Source organism: Eisenibacter elegans DSM 3317, assembly GCF_000430505.1.
GTDB lineage: Bacteria > Bacteroidota > Bacteroidia > Cytophagales > Microscillaceae > Eisenibacter > Eisenibacter elegans.
This window is the reverse complement of record NZ_AUMD01000011.1, coordinates 423,231-447,815: the sequence shown is the minus strand read 5'-3', so window position 1 is coordinate 447,815 and position 24,585 is coordinate 423,231. Positions and strand designations below refer to the sequence as shown.

Here is a 24,585-nt window from a genome sequence, read left to right as displayed (position 1 = left end):
TTATCAGCTCAATAAGAGTATCTGAGGGGCTTTTTTAATTAAAAAAAACGGAAAATACTACAATATCGGACATAGATAGCCCAATAGTAAAAAAAAATAGGTGTTAAAACTTGGATTTTTGTTTAACCCTAGTTACCTTTGTTTAAACAAAAGCAGAAGAACACAGGACCTAAACTCCAAACTTATGGCAACTTTAGATTTCACTTCCATCAATGCCGTTTCGAAGAGCTTGAAGCCTTTCGCTTTAAAGCTAACCAAGGACTCCGAAGAGGCGAATGATCTGCTACAAGAAACGCTCCTCAAAGCGTTTACCAATCGCGATAAATTTACAGAAGGAACCAACCTGAAAGCGTGGCTATACACGATTATGAAAAACACCTTCATCACCAATTATCAGCGCTTGGTACGTCGTAATACTTTTATCGATACTACTGACAATATGCACTACATCAACTCTAGCGACAGCGTTACACAAAATGATGCCTACGCTACCTTTGCGATGGACGATATTCAAGGGGCTATCGATTCGCTAGATGAGGCATACCGTGTGCCCTTTATGATGCACTATCGCGGCTTCAAGTACCACGAGATTGCTGAGAAGCTGCAAATCCCTATCGGTACTGTCAAAAACCGCATCCACATCGCCCGAAAGGAATTGAAGGCGTCTCTCGCACAATACGCATAAGAACACCAACCGCAGGGGCACAAGCTTTTGCGGTTTTTTTGATTATTTTCAATATCCCGTCAAGAGTTAGGCTTAAATGTTGTATATTCGGCAGGCGTAGGGTTAGTAGTTGTCCGGCTGTTTATTTTTTAATCCCAACAGCCTAACAATTGCCCCAAACTCTGGTTTATACATTCGAATTCCGCCCATTTCAACTACATTTTTATGGCCAATATTTCATCTACCAACGGCACTATCAAGGATAATAATACAGCCCTCAACCAAAACCCTCATTATGGCAAGCGCCGCCCCACCCAACAACGGGGCAAAAAAGTGTGCGTTATTGGAGCGGGGTTCGCAGGCATTGCTGCCGCCACTAGTTTGGCCCAAGAAGGGTATCAAGTAACGGTATTAGAAAAAAACAGTGGCCCCGGGGGGCGTGCCCGTGTGTTTGATACCGATGGCTTCGTGTTCGATATGGGCCCCAGCTGGTATTGGATGCCCGATGTTTTTGAGGCCTACTTTGCCAAATTTGGCGCAAAGCCTTCTGATTATTACGAACTAATCCGGCTAGATCCTTCCTATCAGGTAGTTTTTGGCCAATACGATACCCTTCCCATCCCGGCAGATATGGCAGAGTTTGAGCAAATGCTCGAATCACTAGAGCCGGGCAGCAGCCTACAACTGCGTAAGTTTTTGGCACAGGCCGCCTACAAATACCAAGTAGGTATCAACGACTTGGTCTACAAACCAAGCCGCTCTGTGTTGGAGTTTGCGGATATGCGCCTGCTCTTGGCGCTTTTTCGGATGGATGTGTTCCAGTCATTCCACAAACACATTCGTCGCTATTTCAAACACCCCAAGATACTCCAACTGATGGAGTTCCCGATTTTGTTTTTGGGAGCATTGCCCCAAAATACCCCCGCGCTTTATAGCCTGATGAACTATGCCGACATCCAGCTCGGTACATGGTATCCTAAAGGCGGGATGCACAAAATAGTAGAAGGGATGGTGCGCTTGGCCGAAGAGTTTGGCGTTGAGTTTGCCTATAACCAAGATGTACAGCGCATAGAGGTACAAGGCCGTATGGCGCGTGCCATACATACCCAAGAACGTAGCTGGGAGGCCGATATCGTTGTGGCTGGGGCTGACTATCACCACGTAGAGCAAAACCTGCTACCTGAATCACACCGCCGATACAGTGCCAAATATTGGGACAGCCGCGTGATGGCTCCTTCCAGCTTGCTCTTCTATCTTGGCGTTAACCGTCGCATTCCCAAGCTGTTGCATCACAATCTCTTTTTTGATGTGCCTTTTGAGAAGCACGCCCGCCAAATTTATACTACGCCTCAATGGCCCGAAGAACCGCTCTTCTATGCCTCTTGCCCCTCCAAAACAGACCCTACGGTAGCGCCTAACGGTCAAGAAAACCTTTTCTTGCTGGTGCCCCTAGCCCACAGCCTGCAAGACCCCGAAGAAACGCGTGAAAAATATTACCACATCATTATGGATAGGCTCGAAGCCTACACAAGCATCGATATCCGCTCGTCGGTGGTATATAAACGTAGCTATGCCCACAGCGACTTTGTCAGTGATTATAATGCCTACAAAGGCAATGCTTATGGCTTGGCCAATACCCTGATGCAAACGGCCATTCTCAAACCGGGGCTTAAAAATAAGAAAGTTCAGAACCTTTACTTTACCGGTCAGCTCACCGTTCCCGGGCCTGGCGTTCCGCCTTCGCTTATCTCCGGGCAGGTAGTGGCCAAAGAGATTGTAAAGGAGTTTAAATAACCAACAAATCTATCTGATAGGATGCCTACAATGCAAGACCTCTACACAACTACTACGCTCAAATGCAGTAAATTGATTACGCAGCACTACAGCACCTCTTTTTCGTTAGGAATAAAAACCTTACACAAGAAATACCATTTTCCTGTGTATGCCATCTATGGGTTTGTACGCTATGCTGATGAGATTGTGGATACCTTCCACGAACACGACAAACGCGCATTGCTAGCACGTTTTCGTGAAGATACCTACCGTGCCATCGAAGAAGGAATCAGCCTCAACCCCGTTCTACATTCTTTCCAGCTGGTCGTCAATCAATACCATATCGAACAGGAGTTGATAGAGGCTTTTTTGCACAGTATGGAAATGGATTTGGACAAGAATGACTACACTCAGCAAGAGTACGAAAAATACATCTACGGTTCGGCAGAGGTTGTAGGGTTGATGTGTTTGCGTGTGTTCTGTGAAGGTGATGAAGCGCGCTACCAAGCACTCAAGGCTCCAGCCAAAAGCCTAGGTTCAGCTTTCCAAAAAATCAACTTCCTCCGCGATATTCAGAGTGATTACCAAGAACGGGGCAGAGTGTATTTCCCCTCCGTTGATTTTGAGGAGTTTACACCCGAAGTAAAAGCGGCTATCGAAGCAGACATTCAGAAAGATTTTGAGCACGGCTATGAAGGTATCTTACAACTACCCAAAGAGGCTCGCCTTGGTGTATACTTAGCCTATGTGTATTATATACAGTTGTTCAAAAAAATAAAACGCTTGTCTGCTACCAAAATTCTAAATGAGCGTGTGCGCGTACCCGACAACCGCAAGATGATGCTCTTGGTCAGCTCTTATGTCCGCAACAAATTTAGCTACCTATAGCCTATCAGACTTTCAATACTACAAACCAATTTGGTATACATTTAACTACAAAGAACGCAAAGGAGTGCAAACACTGGGGGGCTTTGTGAACTTTTCGAAAGTCCCTATGTAGTTAAGCAGCTTGTTGAATCAAAGCCAAATTCGAAAATGTCCAGTGGCAAGTCAATATTTTGGTGAAAAATACACGCCACTGGACATTTTTGGAAAAGTAGCTCGGCGCTCCAGCTCCTAGACAAACTGAAGCCTCATTTTGGGGGTAAATAAGATCTATTCCACTGTGGGATTTGCGAAATATCCAGTGGCGTGTGAAAAACATTCATACGCGTTTCTCTTCTACGGTCTCGGCTATGAGGGCAGTGAAATTTTACCCATTGTAAAGGCAGGCAATGGCCCTAAAGCAAGCCCTTGGCCGGTAAGTGTTTCGTTGGCCAACAGGGCAAACAACACAGCCTCCTTTGCTTCTGGAGCAATCCCCAAGCTATTACTTTGCTGTAGTTGTATGTGGGCAGGCAAAGCCTGACGAAGGCGCTCCATCATATTGTCGTTATATGCTCCTCCTCCGCTAACATATACTTGTACGGGTGTGCTACCAAGTGCTTTGTGCAACGCCTCCGCAATAACCTCAGCACTTAGCTGGGTCAGGGTAGCGACCAAATCCTGAGGGGGGATTTGCCTCAGCCCTGCTTTGGCAAAAGTCTGTCGTACCCAAGTCCAATCGAAAAGCTCTAGTCCTGTTGTTTTGGGCAAAGGTGCGTCAAAAAACGGCTCATCTTTAAACGCCGTCAACAATGTTGGGTTTACTTTTCCTGTAGCGGCTATGGCTCCTTGGTCATCATAAGGTTTCTGATAATGATGCCGCATAGCGGTATCTATCAGTGCATTGCCCGGTCCCAAATCAGAGGCCCAGACCAAGGCAGGGTCTGCACCGGCAGGCAAATATGTAGCGTTGCTGATACCGCCGATATTGAGCAAAACCCGCGATTCGGTATCGCTACGATACGACCAATAATCACCATAGGCTACCAATGGCGCACCTTCGCCGCCGTGGGCGACGTGCTTTTGTCTAAAATCACTGATTACGATTAAGCCCGTGCGGGTAGCCAAATGGTCTGCTTCGCCTATTTGCAAAGTCGCATTGGGCATACTTCCTTGCCGGTGTTGGTGTTTGGGAGCGTGGTAGAGAGTGTGGCCGTGGCTGGCAACACAATCTATATCAGTAGGTATGAGCCCCCATTGTTCTAGCGTCTGTAACAACATTGTCGCGTGTTGTTCGGCAAGCCAGGTGTGCAAGAGCGTTACCTTTTCGATAGAGACTAGGCGCTGGTGGAGCACCTGCCTGAGCAATACCTGCTGCAAGCGTGTATAGGGGACAGTGGTAAAGGCCTCTAATTGGCAGCGTGTTTGCAGTCCTTGCCCTTCAATATGGCACAAGGCTATATCAAGGCCATCAAGGGAGGTGCCAGACATTAATCCAACAATACGGCGGGAGGGTTGTTGGGCTATTTGATACAAACGTGCAATGACAGGGTTCATCAGGTTTTAAGGGCAAGATATATCAAAATTTACACCAATGATTAATTTTGGTTATTCCGAAACTTTGGCGTAAACCCTAGCGATAGGTTTGTAAACCTATGGCTAGGGAGATTTTTATACCAAGATTCCCTTGATTGTCAGAGGTTTTTTAACACATCCATTCCCCAAACCAATCTGGATTGGGTATACATCAAAAAGCGTCATTTATTGGTGCGATGCCGGAGGTTGCCTACGGTGCTGCTTCGCAGTTACAGCGCTTTTCTGAAAATATCCAATGGTATGAAAAGTACACATATTTTTTCAATCAGGCGTTTTAGCCTTCCATCAAGTTGGCTACCAATGTTTGAGGCTTGGTGCTGTATTCTCTTACCATCTGTTCTAGGGTGGCTACCCAAAGCGGGTCGGTATTGAGGCTCTCCACCAACACCCAATGTTCCCCTCCAGCCTCTTCAAACATTTCTTTGTACTCCTCCCCGATTTCGATAGTTGTTTCGAGACAATCTGCAATAAAAGCAGGTGAAAAAGCCAACACACGCTTCTTGCCCTGCTTGGGCAATTCCTTCAATACATCTTCGGTATAAGGCTGTATCCAGACATCATTCCCGAGCCGCGACTGAAAGCAGACCGTATAGTCTTCTTCAGCAATACCCAAAGCATCTGCCAATAAGCGGGTAGTAGCAAAACACTGTGCTCGGTAGCAGCTGCGGTTGCCAGTGTGTAGAGTGGCACAGCAGTTGGGTTTAGCTCTTAGCGACTTATCAGCTTTGGCGGCTTGGAGGCAAGTTCCTGTGTCATCACCTTTGCGTATTTGTCGCTCTGGCAAGCCGTGATAAGAGAAAATGTAATGGTCATAATCGTGCCCATCGACATAACGTTTGCCTATTTCGGTAAAGGCTTGGATAAAGCCCGGATGGTCAAAAAAGCTGTGGATAAACGTAACTTCAGGGATGATTTGCCAGCTACTCAGCACCCGCATTACCTCTTGTTGTACAGAGCCTGTGGTCGCTGAAGCATACTGCGGAAATAAGGGCAACACAATCAAGCGCCTGATACCTGCCTGACGCATTTGGGCAAGCCCTGCCTCCACGCTAGGATTCTTGTAGCGCATTGCCAACACTACTTTATACTCGTCGCCCAGAGCCTGCTGCAACATTTTCTCTACCTCAAAACCATATACTTTGATGGGTGAGCCTTCGGGCAACCACACTTCTTTGTATACTTTGGCCGACTTAGGCGCACGAAAAGGCGCAATAATCAAATTGACCAAGGCATAGCGTGCTGCTGCCGGAATGTCTATCACCCGCGCATCTGTCAAAAATTGGCGCAAATAACTGCGTACATCTCCGGTGTTGGGGCTGTCGGGCGTGCCCAAATTAACCAATAGTACACCGATGGGTTCTTTTGTAGAAGTATTCATATTGTCTTTAAAGCACTAAGCTGATGTGTTTGGAATATCTATAGTTTGGGGATGTCCGCCCAAAAACGCTACTAGGGGCAGATACAAATGTACATCTTATGGTTTGAAACAGCCAACATTTGTTTGCCCTTGAAAATAAACCGCACTCAGCTGATTTTGTTAGCAAAAATAGTCAATTTTGGTTATCTGAAGGCTCGCAGCCTATGCCTTGGCGCATTATTAGTGCCTACAGTTGTTACATATCCCCAATTGCTTGTATCTTTGTGCAATCACCTTTTGCTTACCCCCCTTTTTCCCCAACAGGGGATTTTTGGATTTTTAAGCCCACCTGATTTATGAGCAAGAAAACACAAGAAGAGCATAATCCGCTCAAACCTATCATAGCACACGCCAAAGAGTATGGCTTTGTATTCCCCTCTAGTGAAATTTATGAAGGCCTCCAAGCCGTGTATGACTACGGCCAAAACGGGGTAGCCCTCAAAAACAACCTCAAACAACTCTGGTGGGCAGCCATGACCCAGTGGCACGAGAATGTCGTGGGCATTGATGCAGCTATTTTTATGCACCCCACAGTTTGGAAAGCCTCGGGACACGTAGACAGCTTCAACGACCCGATGATTGATAACAGAGACTCTAAGAAGCGTTACCGCGCCGACAACCTCATCGAAGACAAAGCCGCCCAATATGAGAAAGCCGGAGATACGCAAAAATCTGCTGCCCTGTTGACCCAAATGGCGGCTTTGCTAGAGGCTGAAAATTTTGAAGGGCTGCGCCAACTCATCATCGATGAAGGCATTGTATGCCCTATTTCGGGTACAGCCAACTGGACTGAGGTACGTCAATTTAACCTGATGTTTTCGACCGAAATGGGCTCTGTGGCCGATGACAGCAACCGTGTATACTTACGTCCTGAAACGGCTCAGGGTATTTTTGTTAATTTTTTGAATGTACAAAAAACCTCCCGCCAGCAAGTGCCCTTCGGGATTGCCCAAATAGGCAAGGCCTTCCGTAATGAAATTGTGGCACGGCAGTTTATCTTCCGTATGCGAGAGTTTGAGCAGATGGAGATGCAGTATTTCGTAAAACCCGGCACCGAACTAGAAGCCTATGAATACTGGAAAGAAAAACGGATGCGTTTCTTGCAGGCTATCCTGCCAGCAGAAAAATTGCGCTTCAAAATCCACGAAAAGCTGGCGCACTATGCCAATGCTGCAGTGGACATTGAGTTCGAGTTTCCCTTCGGGTTTAAAGAGTTGGAGGGCATTCACTCTCGTACAGACTTTGATCTAAGCAGCCACCAAACGTTTGCCCGCACCAAGCTTCAGTATTTCGACGAGCAAGAGCCTGATAAAGACAAGCGCCATTATGTACCTTATGTGGTAGAGACTTCTATTGGGGCAGATCGACTGTTTTTGGCTGTTTTGAGCAATGCACTGACTATTAGCCAAGGGGTTGATGCCAAGGGCGAAACCAAGGAGCGCATCTTCCTGAAGCTTCACCCTGCCATTGCGCCTACCAAGGTGGCAATATTTCCGCTTACCCGCAAAGATGGGCTGCCCGAAAAAGCACGTGAGGTGTTCGATGAGTTTCGTTATGACCTCAGCACGGTGTACGAGGACCGTGGCGCTATCGGTAAAAACTACACCCGCCAAGATTTGGTCGGTACGCCTTTCTGCCTAACCATCGACCACCAAACCCTCGAAGACGGCACCATCACGCTACGCCACCGCGACAGCACCGAGCAAGAACGCCTCTCTGTGGCCGAAGCCAAAGCCAAAATTTTGGCCGCTACGTCGTTCAAAACTATCTTAGCTCAACTCTAACAACAAACTTGAGTGTAATGCGGTGGGTTGTCTGTGTCTTGAGTTTTTTGCTGTTTTGGGCAAGCCTCGGCTCAGTCGGGTTTGCCCAACAGCGAGATATTGTCTTGGTGATAGACCCCGGCCACGGTGGGCGCGATATTGGGCGTAAATCTAGTAGCAGCCAATATCGCCACGAAAAAGACATCGCCCTCTCCATCGCATTACAACTTGGGTATTATATCAACGATCATATGCCTAATGTGCGGGTGATGTATACGCGCACCAAGGATGTGTATGTAAGTCTGGAAAACAGAGTCAAGCTCGCCAACGATAATAAAGCAGATTATTTTATCAGTATCCACTGTAACGCACACCCCAATGCCACTGTGGCCGGTACCCGTACATATATCCATAGTCACCAACTGATAGCTAGCCGCAAGCTCGCACTATTGATAGAAGAGGATTTCGCCACTCGTGCTCGTCGTACCAGCCGTGGGGTACACGATGCTGTACAAGCCGGACACAACCTCTATGTGGTACGTTATACCAAAATGCCCAGCGTATTGGTAGAAACCGGCTTCTTGACCAACCCCCAAGAAGAGCAATACCTCAATACCAAGCAGGGCCAAGCCCATATAGCCTCGGCTATTTTCAGGGCTTTTAGACGCTTTTTGGAAGAACAAGCCCAAAACCCTGTCGAAGATAACCGTAACGCCGTCCCTGATAACCCTCTAGGAAGTGCCCAATCTAATCCGGTAACCCAGCAAACCACCGCTGTAAATAGCACCCAAGGGGGGCAGTTCAGGGTGCAAGTAATGGCTTCTATACACAAGGTATTCCCGGCTAACCAAACTCAGAAACAGTATCCGCAGCATAATCTTACCATTCAGGAAGAGTTCATCAGCAGTGATAAGTTTAAGTACAAGTACTTTGCCGGACAAAATTATGATTGGCAGGGCGCACAAAAGGTACTCAAGCTCGTGCGAGAGCTAGGCTATAGAGATGCGTTCATCAAACAAATTCGATAGGCACTAAGCCATTGCCAACTTTATCAAGGTAAATGCGTACATTCAAGCATTAAGGCATTTTAGCCCCTATCTCTTTCTCAAAACTGTATTTAAACATCACTCAACAATTATTTCTACCTATGATGCAATCACTTATCGAAGGCTTTGCCCAACAATTGGCCAAGGGTCTAGACATTGGCGGCCAAGTAGCCGACGCTACCCCCCGCCAACCCATCCACCAAGTAGTCGTGGCTGGCTTGGGTGGTTCGGGTATCGGTGGTGACTTACTAAGCGCTTGGGTTTCAGCAGAGGCCAAAGTACCCGTCATTGTGATAAAGGGGTATCAAGTGCCAGCTTTCGTCAATGCCAATACACTTTTCATTGCCTCTTCTTTTTCGGGAAATACCGAGGAGACCCTTAGCACGCTCAGCCAAGCCTTAGAACTAGGCGCACAGATAGCCTGTGTTAGCTCTGGAGGCAAAGTACTCGAAATAGCCCAACAACGCAGCCTTTTTTATATCCAAATTCCTCAGGAAGCAGCTTGCCCACGTGCTTTTGTGGGCTATTCAGTAGTATCATTGTTGTATACACTCAGCGCACACGGCCTCATTAGCAAGGCTTTTGAGACACAGGTGCAAGCTGCTGTTACACTCATCAAAGAAAATGTTATAACTATACGCCAAACAGCCCAACAACTGGCCAAAGCCTGTCATAAGAAACTGCCCTATATATATGCTGATGATCAGTTTGCTCCTGTTATTTTACGCTTGCAGCAGCAAATCAACGAAAATGCCAAGCAACTATGTCACACACATGTGTTCCCTGAGATGAATCATAACGAACTAGTGGGCTGGGAGCAGCCCAAAGTGCATTATGCTCCAATAGTAGTCTTATATGTACGCTCCGAGCTAGAAAACCCCCGTGTGCGAGCACGCATGGATATTTGTGAGCCTATTATTAAAGAAAAAGCTGCTGATTTTCAAGTAATCACCCCCAAGGGTGCCACACTACTCATACAAAGTATCTACCTGATCCATTTGTTTGATTGGCTTTCATTTGAGTTGGCCGAACTTAATGCCGTAGACCCTTTCCCTGTGAAGGTAATCAACTTCCTGAAGGACGAACTAGCCAAACAATAACACCTCGTGTTGCATATACCTTTACCAAAAAGCGCTTGAATCATTGACTCAAGCGCTTTTTGATTTTTAAAAATCCTATCAGCTGTTAAACCTTAGTTCAGGTTTTGGTCGAATCGGATAGAGAGGTAGTACATATTTCCTATAGACGGCCCACCGAAGTTCGTGCGATAGTCGTTGCCTAAGATATTGGTTCCCCCCAGTTTCACTACTGATTTGATGGCTTTCACCTTGTAGCTAAACTGCGCATCGAAAGTGCCGAAGGCAGGAATGACCCCAGTACCAAAAGACGACTCCCAGCGCAGAGAGTTCTGCCAACGATAGTTGAAAGCAAAGCCAAAGTTTTTGAACAACTCACGGTTGGTCAGGGCAAAGTTGTAACGATCGCTAGGCGTATTGAAGCCCGGCTCGAAGAGCGAACCAGTAGGGATGTCTACATTGAATTGCGCCCAGTCAGCATTGGCTGATACGATAAAGTTGCGTGGCAGACGATAAGAGGCCTCCAAGCCAACACCACCGGCAGTAATCTCTTGCTCTACATTGGTAGACACACGGAAGAGCGTTCCGGCAGGCAAAGTTACGCCTCGTTGTGTAGTGGCGTTTTCACTATAAATAGGCTGCCCTGCGATGAAGTTGTTGTAAATGTTGTAATACACATTGGCGTCGATGTAGAGGTCTCCATTCAACCAAGTACTCTTATACCCTACTTCAAAGGCTTGCAACTGCTCCGGTTGTACGTAATTGAGGTTGACACGTTGGCGGTTAGGTACGTTAGCAGGGGCATTAAACCCGCCACCTTCCATAATACCATAGCGCTCGGCATTGGCACGTGTGCCACCTAACAGAATACCACTGCTCGACCGGAAGTAGATAAACTGTGCCTGCGTATCGGGGTTACGGAAACCGGTTTGGTAAGAAGCACGGAAGTTGTGCTGGCGATCGTTGCCCGCAGAGTATACCACTGAGGCACGAGGCGTTACCTGACCGGCGAAGTTTTCGTTTTTGTCATAACGGATAGACGCGGTAATCTTCAATCGGTCATTGACAAGGCGCTTAGAGATTTGAGTATATACCCCAAACTCGTCGATGGTAATGCGTTGGGCCTCGCCTCCATCAGGAGACTCGTTGAACACGGTATTGTTGGAGAAGAGGTCGTAGCGGCGTACGTTACCCCCTACTTGCACATCGGCCCAATCGATAAACTCACGGAAGTTGTAGTTAAACTCTCCGTGAAAGAGGCGAGAGTTGTCCGTAAAACCGGCACCTCCCAATGGCAGGCCTGCCGAAGGTGTTTGGAACAAGCCCCCACGGACTCTATTCATCAACTCATTGAACTCAGGAGTACCCGCAGCAGGGCGGGGCTGGCCGCTAATAGAAGTAGCAAAAGCATTGGCTAAAGCAGTAGCTTGTAACGCTGGAATACCAGCCCCTTGTAACTGTTGTGAAAGTCCACCTACAAAAGCTGGAGTTCCTAATTGGCCTAAAGAAGTTACCCCACCTGCATCAGCAAAAGCACGTGCGGCAGCATGGTTGCCGGCAGGAATTTGAAACGGAGCAAAAAGACCTGAAAAGGCCGAAATATAGGCACCCGCCCAACCTCCAGGGATATTCCCTAACCCACCAGCAGGCAAGCCAGCAAATACACCTGGCTGACGAACAGTTGGGAAGAGGCTTTCATTCGAAATAGCCCCCAAGGCCGTTAGGTTATAAGAGTTTCCGGCATCGGTTTGGGTCATATAGGCACGGGCAAAGAAATTGGCTCCTTTCAGCTCCAGCTTATGAGACTGTTGGGCAAAATCGCGGAGAGCATAGCGCTCGCCACCTTGGTATACTGTGCTGCCTGAGCCAATGCGGTAGGCATACGAAAGTTCCATTTTGTCATTGATACGGTAGTGTAGGCCTATGTCCCCACGGATAGTACGGGCATCGTTGTTGTCCAAGATGTCTTGCTCACGCCATCCCGTACGTCGGATAGTGCCTATGGGTGTGGGCAGAGGAATGGGTGTCTCATCACCATAAGTATTCAACCCATCGAAGTTGGGCGCTCCCAGAGGAAAAGCCGTAGGATTGACTACATCAGTACGGAAAGTAGTGTAGTCATTGGCCCGCCAGTCGGTAGCCTGCATATACGAGAAGTTTACTTTGAAAGCAAACTTGTTGTTAAATGCCTTGGCATAGCGCATAGAGAAATCGTAGTAAGGGTCAGCTTGGCCTGCGGCTTGAGAGTTAGTAACCCCCACTTTGGCGAAAGCACTCAACCCTTGATACTCGAAGGGGCTACGGCTGTTCATCATCAAGATACCGTTGAAGGCATTGGGGCCGTAGAGCGCCGAGGCGGCTCCGGGTACAAGCTCCACACTTTCTGCATCTAGCTCCGAAAAACTCATAATACTCCCTGTAGGGAAGTTGAGCGTGGGCGCTGACATATCTACCCCGTCGATGAGCTGTACAAAACGCACGTTGGCGATGCCGGCAAAGCCACGGGTATTGAGAGTCGTAAAGTTCAAGCTGCCATTTGAGGAGTATACACCTTTGAGGTTTTTGATTTGGTCATAAAAATCAGCCGCAGGAGCTTGCTGAATCGCCAAAATATCCATCTTCTGAATAGATACCGGCGACTCCATGATGCTTTCCTCTACACGTGAAGCCGAGATAACCACCTCATTGCCCATCCGAACTTGGTCTTCTAGAGCGATATTTAGGCCTGATTGACTACCTGTGATTTCTATCTGCTGTGCAGCATAGCCAATATAAGAAACAACCAAGGTAAAGGGAGGTGGAGTGCGTACAGTCAAGCTAAAGTTGCCCCGAGCGTCAGTAACAGTACCCAAAACCGTTCCTTTAACGGTAATATTTACCCCGATGAGTGGATCTCCGCTCGATTGCTCGATAACAGTGCCCGAAACTACTGTCTGGGCAGACAGCTGCACACTCAGCAATAGCCCAAAAAAGGCTAACATTGTTTGGAAATAAAATTGTTTCATAGGTGAAAATTAAGTGTTAAGTTGGTTTATACGCGCATTCTATGGTATGCGTAGTTGTCCAAAGATAGGAAATTATTTATTCCAAGAACCTAGTAATCCCATTTTTTGCGCAAAAAGTACAAGGGCAAGGGATTTGCCATAAATAAATCAAGGGAGAGAGGAGTTAATACGCCTATGAACACAGTAGGATTTGGTGTCATAAACAAGAAAAGGAGGCTTTTATTCATTGCTGGATAATTTCAAAACCAACGGTTGGGGGAGTATTCAAAAAGCTATGCGAAGCTAGTCAAAGAAGCGCATCTTTATGCATATATCGCTACGGTGCCTTCTTTGGAAAATAGCATCAAAAAAGTCACCCCAAAAGCTTGAGATGACTGTTGTATGAAGACTCCTACTCAGACTGTTTGCCAAGCAGCCCTAACGTTTGTTATTTGGCGGCTTTTCTACGTCGCTGTACTTCTTTGCTCACAAGTGTGTATTCGCGGCTGCTTTGACCTGCAACAGAGGTGTTTTCTTCTGCACGACGGATGAGATAAGGTATCACAGATTTTACAGGGCCATAAGGTACATACTTCGCTACATTATAGCCTGCATTGGCAAGATTATATGAGATATGATCACTCATTCCATAAAGTTGCGCAAAAAACACCCCTGAATCATCCGCAGCGATATTATGATTTTGCATAAGTTGTATAAGCGCATAACTACTGGCTTCGTTGTGTGTGCCAGCGCAAAAGTCTACCCAATCCTTGTTCATTACACAGAGCTGCAAAGCACGATCAAAGTCTTCGTCTGTGGCGGCCTTGTTTGGTTGTACAGGGTCTTGATACCCTTTTTCTTTAGCTCTAGCCCGCTCTTTTTCCATATAAGCGCCCCGAACCAACTTAGCCCCTAAGAAATAGCCTTGTTCTTTGGCTTGTTGTATGTCTTTCTGCAACTTGGCGTAGCTGGCCTGAAGATAGAGTTGGTATGTATTGTAGACGATGACCTGCTCACGGTTGTAGCGCTCCATCATAGTATAAGCCAGCTGGTCGATGGTCTGTTGAAACCAACTTTCTTCTGCATCAATAAAAATACGCACCTTATGTTCGTAGGCCTGTTGACAGATACGGTCTACTCGGTTCTGAATATTTTGCCAGCCTACTTTTTCCGATTCTGTCATGGCAACGTTGGCCTGTACTTTTTCCAAAATCCCACTGTAGCCTATCCCTGTTACTTTGAAGACAGCAAAGGGGATTTTGTCTCGGTGTTGGGCTGCATACTGAATTGTGCGGATAATTTCGTCTGTAGAGGCCTCAAAGCCTTTCAACGATTTCTCGCCTTCTACAGAATAATCCAAGATAGTACCGATATGGTACTTGTCTAGGATTTGAATGGTAGGGAGGCAATCGTGAATATTTTCGCCGCCGCAAAATTGTTCAAAAATTGTTTTTTTGACCATATACCTTACAGGCAGCCGCAGCTTGAACGCTGTTTTGAGCAAGCCTGTTCCCATTCCAACCAACCAAGGGCGGTTCATCAAAGCAAATAGCCAATGCGTTTTGCGTAGCGCGGCATCCGATTTGGCCGAGAAGGCGATTGAGGTGTCCTCAAAAGAAAGAGGGGTATTGGTGAGAGTATCCATACTTTTTGTTGTCGCGTATTGAGGTGCAAATATACACACAAAGGGCTGTATTTGTGTCTTGTGTGGAGAGTTTCTGGGGTGTCTGTCCCATACGAAACAAACCCCTGTATAGTTTCAGCTATACAGGGGTTTGGGAGTTATACCCAATCAACATTGGTTTGGGATATGAATCCTCAAATCAAGTATATCTTGGTATATTTTCTCTTCGCGGAGGCCTATTCTTCGGCTGCTCGCTTTGATGAAGAGAGATACAATATACGGGCGTTTACTTCGCGCAATTGTTGCTTGATATCACTGATAATCCCCATCTTGGTTTGGCGGTCTACTTTCAGTGAGATAATGATTTTGTCGTGGTCTTTTTCGGCCATCTTGCTACGCTCATTTTGAATAAAGCGTGGGATACCGTTAGGGTCGATAAAAACATCATTCACCTGAATGCGAGGCTCAACGCCAAAACGCTTTTCTTTAGGCTTACCCACGTAAATTTGTGTTGCCAATGACTTCTTCTCGATAGCTTGCAGCTGCTCGGCCTGTGGCAGGCGTTGCATTACCATCAGGTCTTGCTCGCGCAATACGGTAGAGACCATGAAGAAGAACAACAACATAAATACAATATCGGGCAAGGAAGCCGTAGAAATGGCAGGGTTTGCTTTTTTCTTCTTTTTAAACTTGGCCATATTAACCTCCTATTTTACTTGGTTCGGCTTCAGAAATCTGCATTGGGTACTTATCCTTAGCAGCCTCAAAGGCTTTTTGTATGCGGGTAGATGCTTTCTCAGGGTCATAGCTCAAATAATCTTTGAGTGTAAATCCACTGATAGTTCGGGCTATCTCCTCTGTACGTAGCTCGTGATAAGCTCCTTTTAGTTCATCTAACACACGTACGTATACATCGTAACGTGTTCCACGGTCAGTTTTGAAAGTGATGACCGCTTTGTCGGGGCTTTCAGACGATTTGGGGTCTGCGCCATTATTGGTAATAAAACGCTTGGTAGTCTCTTTCAGTTGGCTGATGTTCAACGGCTCACCGTCTACCAAAAGTTGGTTTTTGGTATTGACAATCACCTTGAAGAGGTTACGTTCATTAAACTTTACTGGCGGAATATCCTGCTCCTTTTTAGGAGGCAGAATAATATTCACCCCTTTGTCGGTGGCAATAGTGGTCGTTACGAGGAAGAAAATCAAGAGCAAGAAGGCAATATCTGCCATTGAGCCAGCATTGATTTCCGGTATTCCCCGGTCTTTTGATTTACCCATAATTACTTATTTTATAACGCGTAATACAGAGGCGAACAAGATGCTGCCGATAGTCAAAAAACCTAAAGCATAGGTCAGGTTTAGGAAAGATCCGACCATTTTAGACTTTGACTCGTCTATGTTGAATTGTTGGTATAACGCTGTTACTTCGGAGCCGGCAATCGCATAAGATATTCCAAAGATAACAACCAATACACCTAAACCTATCAGGCTGCGGAGCGTGCCTTGGGGGTTGCTGATAGCGCTCACCAAGAAACCTGCGACCACGCCTATTACTGCTCCTATGCCAAGGACATAAGAGAGGACAAAAATGGTATCCGTGTCTTGTGCATAGAGTGCATATAGTAGTATTACAACTACTACACCCAAGATACCGGGTAGTAAATATTTTTTAAGATTTTCCATTGTTAGTACAAAGGGTTAGTCCAAAAGTCAAAACAAACCGAAAGATTACTTCTTGGTGATATTGTGTTGTACCAATACGTCTACCAAGGCGATAGAAGCTTCTTCCATTTGGTTGACAATAGAGTCCACTTTATTAACAATGTAATTGTAGAAAATCTGTAGGATAATCGCTACGATAAGACCGCCTACTGTTGTCAAAAGAGCTACTTTGATACCACCGGCTACGAGTGAAGGAGAGATATCACCAGCAGCTTGGATAGCGTCGAAAGCACCAATCATACCGATTACCGTACCCATAAAGCCCAACATAGGTGCAAGTGCAATAAAGAGTGAAATCCATACGATACCTTTTTCGAGTTTGCTCATTTCTACTGAAGCATAAGAAATCACAGATTTCTCTACTACTTCAATGCCTTCGTTTACGCGCAAAAGGCCTTGCATAAAGATAGAAGCTACAGGGCCGGTAGTATTGCGGGCCAAGTCTTTGGCTGCTTCTACACCACCGTTGCGGAGCGCTTCTTCAACATTGTTGATAAATTTCTTGGTATTGGTGGTAGACAATGAGAGGGTAATGATACGCTCCAAAGCAACAGCCAAGCCTAAAATCAAACAGATAAGTACCAAACTCATAAACTCCCAGCCACCTTCGATGAACTTATCTTTCAAAATTTGGTGAAAAGTTTTTGACTCTTCTACTACAGCTTTCGCATCTTCGTCTAAGTCAAGCTCAGTGCTTTCTACTTGTGTAGCAGCAGCTTGTATAGCGGCGCTATCTACTTTTTCTGTTTTGGTTGTGTCAGCATCATTGCCACCTTGCGCAAAAGACTGTACCATTGAGCCAAAAGAAAGGCAAACAGTCAGCAAAAGGAAAGTGAGTAACTTCTTCATAAGTGTAATGGCTAATTTGGGAGATGATAGATTGTGTTTAAATGAACTAATGATGTGAATAATTTTGAGGTAAATGTGCTTATAGCATTTTTGTGGTTGGAACTAATGTTTTGGGTTACTAATCAAGATATTGCAGAGAGGAAGGGATTCGAACCCTCGATACCCTCTCGGGTAAACACGCTTTCCAGGCGTGCGCCTTAAACCACTCGGCCACCTCTCTGTTAGGTGTTAGAAGCAATAACTCATCAGTAAGACGAGCGCAAAGTTATAGATTAGTTTCGATTATGCAACAAAATTTGATATTATTCGTTTGTTAGCTCGCCTCGCAAAGAAGTAGCAAAAAGCACCTTTCTATCTGATGGCGAATAATCTTTGGCTAGTAGGTACATCAGCTTGGTCAGTGCGGCTTCGGGAGTAAGGTCATAACCGCTCCAAACGCCCAATTCGACCAAATGTTGGCTGGTTTGGTATAGACCTTGCTTTACAGCGCCGCCCACACATTGGGAGATATTCACGACCACAACGCCCTTGTCTAGCCCTTGGGCCAGCGCAGCAATCAAGGCTGGGTTAGTAGGTACATTGCCTGCGCCGTAGGTCTCCAACACAAGTGCTTGAAGCCCCGGGATAGCCAATGTGGCCTCCAATATAGTAGGCGAAAAGCCAGGAAACAACTTTAGCAAAGCAATATTTTCGGACATCGTCAGCTGCACAGATAGGCTTTTGGAGCTAAGCTCCTGATGTACATAGGCTTCCTGGTATTCTATTTTTATTCCGGCAAAGGCCAAAGGAGGATAATTGCGCGACTCAAAAGCGTTGAAATGGTCTGCTTCGACCTTTTGAGCGCGATTGCCCCGCAGCAAGTATCTATCAAAAAAAATACACACTTCGGGCACTAGGGCCGAGCCATCGGGTCGCTTGGCAGAGGCTACTTCTATGGCTGTCAAAAAATTGCGCCGTGCGTCATTCCGTACTGTTCCTATGGGTAGCTGTGCACCCGTAAAGACTACAGGCTTGCGCAGCCCCTCCAACATAAAGCTCAGCGCAGATGCGCTATAGGCCATAGTGTCTGTGCCGTGTAAGACCACAAAGCCATCATAATCAGCATAGTGTAGCTCTATCAGCTGGGCAATCTGCGCCCAATGAGCCGGAGAAGCATTGGCTGAGTCTATCAATGGCTCTATCGATACGACGGTAAGCATGCATTCTAAATGCGCCAATTCGGGGATTTTTTCTAAGATATGCCCAAACTCAAACGGCACTAGGCTTTCGCCGCCATCAGCTTGCGGCTCCGATACCATCCCAAACGTACCTCCTGTATATATGATAAGCACCGCAGTGCGTGGGGGTTTGGGGCTAGCCGTATCAATATGTATGAGTTGCATAAGTTCGGAATAGGGCTTGGGTGTTGGCCGTAGTTTGTTGCGCTACCGTTTCGAGTGGTATGTTTTTTAGCTCTGCTATGCGCTCAGCAATCAAGGGGATATAGGCAGGGCTATTGCGTTTGCCCCGATGTGGTACGGGGGCGAGGTACGGGCTGTCTGTTTCGAGCAGCAGGCGCTCTAGTGGGAGCTGTGGCAACACTTGATCTAGCCCACTTTTTTTGAAGGTAGCCACCCCGCCAATGCCTAGATAAAAGCCTTCGAGCGCCAACACCCGCTCTGCATCGGCCACAGAGCCAGTAAAACAATGGAAAACCCCACGCAGGCGCTCATCATAGAGCGGTTCGAGCAGCTGCATTGTCTCTTCAAACGACTCCCGACAGTGAATCACAATCGGCAGGTCGAGCTCCTTGGCCCAATTGACCTGTACCTTGAATGCTTCGGCTTGTTGGGCAAAATACGTCTTGTCCCAATACAAGTCTGTACCCATTTCGCCCACAGCCACAAACAGCTCGCGGTGCTTGTGTAGCCAATGCTCGACCTCATACAGCGCCTTATCTACGTCTTTGTCAACAGAACAAGGGTGTAGCCCCATCATCGCAAAGCACTGCTGCGGGTAGCGTGTGCTCATTTCAAGCATAGGCTCTACAGAGCTATGGTCGATATTGGGTAAAAATAACTGCAACACGCCGGCCTCTTGGCATTGCGCCACGACAGTCTCCCGGTCTGTGTCAAACTGTCTAAGATATAGATGGGTATGTGAATCGGCAAACATTTGTTTGAAAAATATGGCACAAAAGAGGCGTAACCTTCTTTCTGCCTATGATGATGACTTGATAATGGCACAAAAGTACGGCTTATTCTCCAAAGCTTCAAAAACCCCTCAACGACGCTCCCACAGCTTTGGTAAAACCCCTTGACAATAGGCTTGTAACCCCTATCACTCAGAAGGGTTTTGTACCCAGATGCCATCGATTCCCCCTACGATTTTCGGTGTATATGTCCCAAACGGATTTTGATTGAGTATAAACGCTTCAAATTTGGTAATTACGTTTTTTTTGAATACATTTGCCTCAATGAATAACCGCATTGTATATACCACCTATCGCTACTATATAGCTTATTACCCCGCTGCTTATTTTAGCACTCGGTGTTGTGGTTATGTACCTTGCTGAACTTATTTCATCTGATAAAAAGTTTTGTGGTTAAAGCCTAATACTCCCTGTGCAAAGAGTGTTAGGCTTTTTTGTTGACCAATGCTGTCGAAATAGCATTATTTAACAAACCATTGGCACTTTTTGTTGAATTATTCACAAACCTAAAACCCCCTACCTGTATGAACAACGATTTCAGAAATCTCGTGCAGAGAGACCCTAACACTGGTTACTATGAGTACAACTCTTCGCTCGTACTCAAGCAAGAGTATGACCAATATACAACAGAGGACCACAAGGTATGGCAAATTCTCTATGATCGCCAGATGGAACAACTACCCGGCAAAGCAACTGCCGACTACATTACAGGGATTAAGACGGTCAAGTTTGAGCGGGAGCATATCCCTAACTTTGAGGCCGTCAATGAAATTCTTCAGAACATCACGGGCTGGCGCGTACACGTAGTGCCGGGCTTGATTCCAAACCGCGAGTTTTTTGAGCTGATGCGTAGCCGCAACTTCTGTGCTACGACTTGGCTACGAACAATGGAGCAACTCGACTACCTCGTGGAGCCGGATATGTTCCACGATGTGTTTGGGCACGTTCCCCTGCTCACCAATCAACCTCTTTGCGACTTTTTGGTCGACTTGAGCGATATTGCTCTCAAATACCTCGATAGTGAAGTAGCCATCGAGTGTGTAGCGCGCCTCTATTGGTATACCGTAGAGTTTGGTCTGATTCAGGAGGCCGAAGGCTTGCGTATTTATGGTGCAGGGATTCTCTCTTCGAGCGGCGAAACCAACTACTCGCTCTACAGCGAAGCACCCAAACGCCTCCCCTATGATGTCAAAACAATCATCAACACGCCCTACATCAAGGACCGCTACCAAGAGCAGTACTTCGTCATCAACTCTTATGAGCAGCTCTACAGCTCTGTAAGTGAGATTGATCGCTGTATTGCGGAGGCTGTCGAGCTAGAAAAAGCCGGCAAAAGCCCTATCGAAATGTAAGCTTGCCCCTGAGCCTGTTACTCCAGCAAAAAAATCACCTCCCAATCAAGAGAGGTGGTTTTTTGATGTAGTTCGTGTTGTGCCATTTTGGCTTATGAAAAACTATTTGGCAGTTTTGAGTGTGTGAAGCTCTGCCAATCCGATGCCTATTACTCATCATCGTTTCTTGTGATTTGGATAATGCGCGGTTTAGTCCCGTCACGCCCCTCACGAATAGGTGCAATAATGCGTAAAAGCCCATCGTCATACACCGCTTCAATTCCTTCTGCATCTACAAAAGGTGGTATAGGAAATATGCGTGCAAATAGTGGTACTTTACGATCATTACCGTTGGGCACATACTTGAAAACAAATAAGCGCAGCTGATTGTCGGTGATGTCTATATGATAATTTTCTTCTGTAAGAGTGGGAGTATGCACTTCAGCAATCAGCTGTTTGTCAGCCTGCATCAATTGTAGGCTGGTGGCTACTGCCCCGCCGTTGATAGCGCCAATGAGTGCCAATTCTTCTCCCATCCCTTTAAATGCGTCCAGTTTCATAGCTTCCTCCTTTTTGGTTTGGTAACAAATAGTAAGTATTTCAACAAATATCAAACCTTGTGCCAAGCACCTTACCTGCCAAGATGGCTTGCCTTGAGGGTGGCAAAAGCGCTTTTTATACGAAAATGGCACACCCAGCGTCATTTTGACAGTACTTGTTTTTTGGTTTTGGTGTTACAATCGGAATGAAGTTTGAGGATATACAAACCGGAGGTTCATCTTTTTTGTTTTATGGCTTTCACGCTTTTTCTTTGCCGTCCGTTTTCAACCGATTGTTACCCATCATTTATGAAGCACACCTTATTTAATGTCCGACGAACGCTGTTGTGGAGTATTGTTTTTTGTGCGGTTTTTGGCATAGAAATGTATGCACAACAGGGGCGTTTGTTTTTGCACAATTACACCCTTCCCTTTGACAATTTTGACACCCAAAATCAATCTAGCCTGCAAATGCAGTCAGGCGAAATGCTTTTTGCCAATACTCGTGGCATCTTACACTACAACGGTACGGGCTGGAACCTAATCCCCACCCAAGGAACACCCTATACCTTGCGCCAAGACACAGAGCAGCCCGGTAGGGTGTGGGTAGGTGGCGACAATTATGTGGGGTATTTGGCACGTCAAGCCAACGGTGCTCTGCGTTATTATAGCCTGCCACAACCCGAAACATCCTTTGAAATCGTAACACACAATGCCCAAGCGGGGGCCAAAGTTTATTTTGCCACACCATTCAAGCTACTGACCTTTGATGTGGGGCAAGGCAAATGGCTCAAAACCTTACTAGCCCCTGAGGGCAGCCAGTTTGCCGGCTTATTTGTATACAACAAGCAGGTGTATGTCCACTTACTCAACAAAGGGCTACACCGCTACAAAGATGGCAAGCTGGAGCCTTTGGCTGCTACCCCGGAGGCACTACAAAGCCAACGCCTTGCCTTTTCGCGCCTATTAGCTGATAAAAGCCAACTTTTGGGCACACAAAACGGTAAGATTTATCGCTTCGACGGCCAAAACAGCCAACCTGTCGTGTTGGCTGAGGGTATTGCCAGCTACCTTCAAAACCATTTGCTGTCTTCGGCGGTATTGTTGGACGACAAACACGTGGCGCTAGGAACACGCTCCGGCGGCTGTGTGATTGTCAATCTCGAAACAGGACAACGCGAGCAGGTCATCAATTATGAAACCAAGCTACCCGACGATGACGTACAGAGCCTTGCTGTAGACCGGCAGGGCGGCCTCTGGATTTGCCACGCCCTAGGTATCAGTCGGGCAGATTTTAATATCCCTGTTGAGAGTTTCTCGGCTTACCCCGGGCTGGTTGGCTCTATCCAAAGTACCGTACGCTATCAAGATAAGCTATATGTGGGGACTACCGCCGGGCTGTATGTGTTGGAGCAAACCCAAAGTCTAGAAGACATCAACCAATATTTGCGCAAAGAAAAGATGATCATTACGGCTACCGAACAACGTATTGTCAAACAAAAAGTAGCCGTTACTTATGAGAAAGAGAGCACCAAGGTTTCGGACTTAATCAACAAGACCTTTGGCAAGAATAAAGTCGTACAGACCAATGTCGAAACCCAACCGGTAGAAGAACGTGTGGTGATTGTGCCTACAGAAACCAATACACAAAAAAGCGAAAGCTATGAGGTTTTCAAAAGCCCCGACACCCGCCGCAACTATGCCCTAGAGTCTTTTCCATATTACTTCAAAAAAGTAGAAGGTGTTTCGGGCAAATGTAGGGTACTTTATGAGCACAATGGGCAATTGCTGGTAGGTAGTTCTAACGGACTTTTCTTGGTAAGCCAGGGAAGCGCTCGCAGCATTATTGGGGAGTATGTGCAATATTTCATCCCCTCTCCCACACAGCCAGACTTGTTTTATGTGGCTACCTTAGAGCACCTCTTTGTCTTGCAGCTGGCCGCCGGACAGGGATACAATGTTTTACAGACTATCCAAACAGCCAATACCGAGATTGCCTCTATTACCATAGATACCAAGCGGCAAATGTTGTGGATGGGTGGGCGCAAGTATGTATTGGCGGCACCACTGAAAAAAGACGGCACCTTGCACCCAGTACAGTCTTATACTCTGCCCAATAGTTATGCAGAGAGTATTGTGGTCAGTATCCCCCAACAACGCCCCACCTTCTTTACCTATTCGGCTGTTTATGAGTACCATAGCCCCTTGGTAGGGATTGTGCCCAACTTTGAGGCCTCTCTACAGCAGCAACAGTCGCGCATCCATACCATTCTGTATGGACAACCGGGCTACTACTGGCAGTTTGACGGGGTTCGTTGGCGAGCGCTCCAAACCCCTGCTAAAGCACCAAAAGTCTCCACAGATTACTTGGGGCTTTTCCGTGATATTCAACACATTTATGTTGATGGAGACGGCTCGCTGTGGGTATCGGGCAGCCAGTATATCTACAAAATCAGAAATAGCCAAGCCCCAAAACTCAAAGAACAGTTTACGTTTATCAATAGCATCACCGACCAAGCCGGCGACTATTTGCCCAAAGAAGGGCTGCGTATTCAACGTGGCTCGGGACAAGAAGACCTGACCTTTCATTTTCATTTGGCCAATACTTTTTACCTCAACGAAACCGAAAAAGAATACAGCTACCGCCTCGAAGGCAAGGGGGCTGCACAATGGACTCCTTGGAGCACCCAACACCTCATCAGTCTGCCCTTGTTGGCAGCGGGCAAATACACCCTACACGTCCGTTCCAAAAATACCCTAGGGCAGATACAAGAAATAGCCCCGCTTCAGTTTCAGGTAGTCCCGCCTTTTTGGGAAACGTGGTGGTTTTATGGGCTAGAGACCCTCTTTTTTGCAGGTCTTGTGTTTGGGTCTTATTTGTTGAGCAAACGCGATACCCACACCCGCCGCTCACAAATTTTGACTATCTTGACCCTGATTACCTTCTTCGAGTTTTTTGTATTACTCCTAGAGCCTTGGGTCGAGAGCTTCAGTGGAGGGATTCCTTTCTTCAAGCTGGGGATGAACGTACTGTTGGCGGCCTCGCTCTATCCGGTAGAGCGTTTTGTTCGGATTCATATCTTCAAACAAAATGAGCCGCTCTAACCTCCAATAATCAGTAAAACTTCTTGATAGACCTGACAAGT

General features: G+C 46.6%; 19 protein-coding genes and 1 tRNA gene. 8 read left to right on the top strand and 12 right to left on the bottom strand.

Features of this window, described 5'->3' with window-relative positions; translation table 11 throughout:
* Positions 1-184: 184 nt before the first annotated feature.
* From G499_RS0102640 to G499_RS0102630, 3 genes are all read left to right on the top strand, one after another.
* A complete protein-coding gene (locus G499_RS0102640; protein WP_026998656.1) occupies positions 185-685 on the top strand; it encodes an RNA polymerase sigma factor in 501 nt (166 codons plus the stop codon).
* A 204-nt stretch (positions 686-889) separates the two neighbouring features.
* Positions 890-2,458, top strand: a complete 1,569-nt coding sequence (locus tag G499_RS0102635) for a phytoene desaturase family protein (protein ID WP_081413607.1) — start codon at positions 890-892, stop codon at positions 2,456-2,458.
* Between the two features lie 30 nt (positions 2,459-2,488).
* Positions 2,489-3,325 carry a phytoene/squalene synthase family protein gene (locus tag G499_RS0102630; RefSeq protein WP_026998654.1) on the top strand — a complete coding sequence of 279 codons (837 nt, stop codon included), beginning with the start codon at positions 2,489-2,491 and terminating at the stop codon, positions 3,323-3,325.
* Between the two features lie 345 nt (positions 3,326-3,670).
* Here the strand turns inward: G499_RS0102630 and G499_RS0102625 are convergent, their stop codons facing one another.
* The gene (locus G499_RS0102625) at positions 3,671-4,858 is read right to left on the bottom strand and encodes an anhydro-N-acetylmuramic acid kinase (RefSeq protein ID WP_026998653.1); all 1,188 of its coding nucleotides are present in this window, start codon (positions 4,856-4,858) and stop codon (positions 3,671-3,673) included.
* Positions 4,859-5,171: 313 nt separating this feature from the next.
* Positions 5,172-6,275: a ferrochelatase gene (gene hemH / locus G499_RS0102615; RefSeq protein ID WP_026998652.1), complete on the bottom strand. Its 1,104-nt coding sequence runs from the start codon at positions 6,273-6,275 to the stop codon at positions 5,172-5,174.
* Positions 6,276-6,610: 335 nt separating this feature from the next.
* Between hemH and G499_RS0102605 the strand changes: the two genes are divergently transcribed.
* The 3 genes from G499_RS0102605 to G499_RS0102595 all read left to right on the top strand — a co-directional run bounded on the left by G499_RS0102605 (position 6,611) and on the right by G499_RS0102595 (position 10,223).
* Positions 6,611-8,098, top strand: a complete 1,488-nt coding sequence (locus G499_RS0102605; RefSeq protein ID WP_026998650.1) for a glycine--tRNA ligase — start codon at positions 6,611-6,613, stop codon at positions 8,096-8,098.
* 17 nt (positions 8,099-8,115) lie between these two features.
* Entirely contained in the window at positions 8,116-9,105 is a 990-nt protein-coding gene (locus G499_RS20845) for an N-acetylmuramoyl-L-alanine amidase family protein (protein WP_051295850.1), read from the top strand.
* Between the two features lie 119 nt (positions 9,106-9,224).
* Positions 9,225-10,223, top strand: a complete 999-nt coding sequence (locus G499_RS0102595) for a bifunctional phosphoglucose/phosphomannose isomerase (RefSeq protein WP_026998649.1) — start codon at positions 9,225-9,227, stop codon at positions 10,221-10,223.
* 92 nt (positions 10,224-10,315) lie between these two features.
* On the opposite strand, the gene G499_RS0102590 is transcribed toward G499_RS0102595, so the two are convergent.
* The 9 genes from G499_RS0102590 to G499_RS0102550 form a co-directional block, all read right to left on the bottom strand.
* Positions 10,316-13,204, bottom strand: a complete 2,889-nt coding sequence (locus G499_RS0102590; protein ID WP_026998648.1) for a TonB-dependent receptor — start codon at positions 13,202-13,204, stop codon at positions 10,316-10,318.
* A gap of 427 nt (positions 13,205-13,631) precedes the next feature.
* Positions 13,632-14,828 (bottom strand): proline dehydrogenase family protein, encoded by a 1,197-nt coding sequence (locus G499_RS0102585; protein WP_026998647.1) that lies wholly within the window; start codon positions 14,826-14,828, stop codon positions 13,632-13,634.
* Between the two features lie 215 nt (positions 14,829-15,043).
* Complete coding sequence (locus G499_RS0102580) at positions 15,044-15,505, bottom strand: ExbD/TolR family protein (RefSeq protein ID WP_026998646.1); 462 nt, start codon at positions 15,503-15,505, stop codon at positions 15,044-15,046.
* 1 nt (position 15,506) lies between these two features.
* The gene (locus G499_RS0102575) at positions 15,507-16,085 is read right to left on the bottom strand and encodes an ExbD/TolR family protein (RefSeq protein WP_026998645.1); all 579 of its coding nucleotides are present in this window, start codon (positions 16,083-16,085) and stop codon (positions 15,507-15,509) included.
* Positions 16,086-16,091: 6 nt separating this feature from the next.
* Entirely contained in the window at positions 16,092-16,490 is a 399-nt protein-coding gene (locus G499_RS0102570) for a hypothetical protein (RefSeq protein ID WP_026998644.1), read from the bottom strand.
* 45 nt (positions 16,491-16,535) lie between these two features.
* On the bottom strand, positions 16,536-17,378 hold the full coding sequence (locus G499_RS0102565; RefSeq protein ID WP_026998643.1) for a MotA/TolQ/ExbB proton channel family protein: 843 nt from the start codon (positions 17,376-17,378) through the stop codon (positions 16,536-16,538).
* A gap of 133 nt (positions 17,379-17,511) precedes the next feature.
* Positions 17,512-17,598 (bottom strand) — tRNA-Ser (locus G499_RS0102560).
* Between the two features lie 82 nt (positions 17,599-17,680).
* The gene (locus tag G499_RS0102555; RefSeq protein WP_026998642.1) at positions 17,681-18,760 is read right to left on the bottom strand and encodes an asparaginase; all 1,080 of its coding nucleotides are present in this window, start codon (positions 18,758-18,760) and stop codon (positions 17,681-17,683) included.
* Positions 18,741-19,532: a TatD family hydrolase gene (locus G499_RS0102550; RefSeq protein ID WP_026998641.1), complete on the bottom strand. Its 792-nt coding sequence runs from the start codon at positions 19,530-19,532 to the stop codon at positions 18,741-18,743. Before G499_RS0102550 ends, G499_RS0102555 begins: the two co-directional genes overlap by 20 nt.
* 561 nt (positions 19,533-20,093) lie before the next feature.
* On the opposite strand from G499_RS0102550, the gene phhA reads away from it, so the two are divergent.
* A complete protein-coding gene (gene phhA, locus G499_RS18445) occupies positions 20,094-20,921 on the top strand; it encodes a phenylalanine 4-monooxygenase (protein ID WP_081413606.1) in 828 nt (275 codons plus the stop codon).
* 149 nt (positions 20,922-21,070) lie between these two features.
* On the opposite strand, the gene G499_RS0102535 is transcribed toward phhA, so the two are convergent.
* The gene (locus tag G499_RS0102535; protein ID WP_161627678.1) at positions 21,071-21,460 is read right to left on the bottom strand and encodes an Hsp20/alpha crystallin family protein; all 390 of its coding nucleotides are present in this window, start codon (positions 21,458-21,460) and stop codon (positions 21,071-21,073) included.
* 288 nt (positions 21,461-21,748) lie between these two features.
* Between G499_RS0102535 and G499_RS0102530 the strand changes: the two genes are divergently transcribed.
* Positions 21,749-24,544 (top strand): hypothetical protein, encoded by a 2,796-nt coding sequence (locus G499_RS0102530; protein ID WP_161627677.1) that lies wholly within the window; start codon positions 21,749-21,751, stop codon positions 24,542-24,544.
* Positions 24,545-24,585: the final 41 nt, after the last annotated feature.

Excerpts from the sequence above, each read along its gene's own strand:
- G499_RS0102550 (WP_026998641.1), bottom strand. The coding sequence starts at position 19,532 with ATGTTTGCCGATTCACATACCCATCTATATCTTAGACAGTTTGACACA.
- G499_RS0102605 (WP_026998650.1), top strand. The coding sequence starts at position 6,611 with ATGAGCAAGAAAACACAAGAAGAGCATAATCCGCTCAAACCTATCATA.
- G499_RS0102630 (WP_026998654.1), top strand. The coding sequence starts at position 2,489 with ATGCAAGACCTCTACACAACTACTACGCTCAAATGCAGTAAATTGATT.
- G499_RS0102585 (WP_026998647.1), bottom strand. The coding sequence starts at position 14,828 with ATGGATACTCTCACCAATACCCCTCTTTCTTTTGAGGACACCTCAATC.
- G499_RS0102575 (WP_026998645.1), bottom strand. The coding sequence starts at position 16,085 with ATGGGTAAATCAAAAGACCGGGGAATACCGGAAATCAATGCTGGCTCA.
- G499_RS0102595 (WP_026998649.1), top strand. The coding sequence starts at position 9,225 with ATGATGCAATCACTTATCGAAGGCTTTGCCCAACAATTGGCCAAGGGT.
- hemH (WP_026998652.1), bottom strand. The coding sequence starts at position 6,275 with ATGAATACTTCTACAAAAGAACCCATCGGTGTACTATTGGTTAATTTG.
- G499_RS0102535 (WP_161627678.1), bottom strand. The coding sequence starts at position 21,460 with ATGAAACTGGACGCATTTAAAGGGATGGGAGAAGAATTGGCACTCATT.
- G499_RS0102570 (WP_026998644.1), bottom strand. The coding sequence starts at position 16,490 with ATGGAAAATCTTAAAAAATATTTACTACCCGGTATCTTGGGTGTAGTA.
- phhA (WP_081413606.1), top strand. The coding sequence starts at position 20,094 with ATGAACAACGATTTCAGAAATCTCGTGCAGAGAGACCCTAACACTGGT.
- G499_RS0102635 (WP_081413607.1), top strand. The coding sequence starts at position 890 with ATGGCCAATATTTCATCTACCAACGGCACTATCAAGGATAATAATACA.
- G499_RS0102625 (WP_026998653.1), bottom strand. The coding sequence starts at position 4,858 with ATGAACCCTGTCATTGCACGTTTGTATCAAATAGCCCAACAACCCTCC.
- G499_RS0102590 (WP_026998648.1), bottom strand. The coding sequence starts at position 13,204 with ATGAAACAATTTTATTTCCAAACAATGTTAGCCTTTTTTGGGCTATTG.
- G499_RS0102565 (WP_026998643.1), bottom strand. The coding sequence starts at position 17,378 with ATGAAGAAGTTACTCACTTTCCTTTTGCTGACTGTTTGCCTTTCTTTT.
- G499_RS20845 (WP_051295850.1), top strand. The coding sequence starts at position 8,116 with ATGCGGTGGGTTGTCTGTGTCTTGAGTTTTTTGCTGTTTTGGGCAAGC.
- G499_RS0102530 (WP_161627677.1), top strand. The coding sequence starts at position 21,749 with ATGAAGCACACCTTATTTAATGTCCGACGAACGCTGTTGTGGAGTATT.
- G499_RS0102640 (WP_026998656.1), top strand. The coding sequence starts at position 185 with ATGGCAACTTTAGATTTCACTTCCATCAATGCCGTTTCGAAGAGCTTG.
- G499_RS0102580 (WP_026998646.1), bottom strand. The coding sequence starts at position 15,505 with ATGGCCAAGTTTAAAAAGAAGAAAAAAGCAAACCCTGCCATTTCTACG.
- G499_RS0102555 (WP_026998642.1), bottom strand. The coding sequence starts at position 18,760 with ATGCAACTCATACATATTGATACGGCTAGCCCCAAACCCCCACGCACT.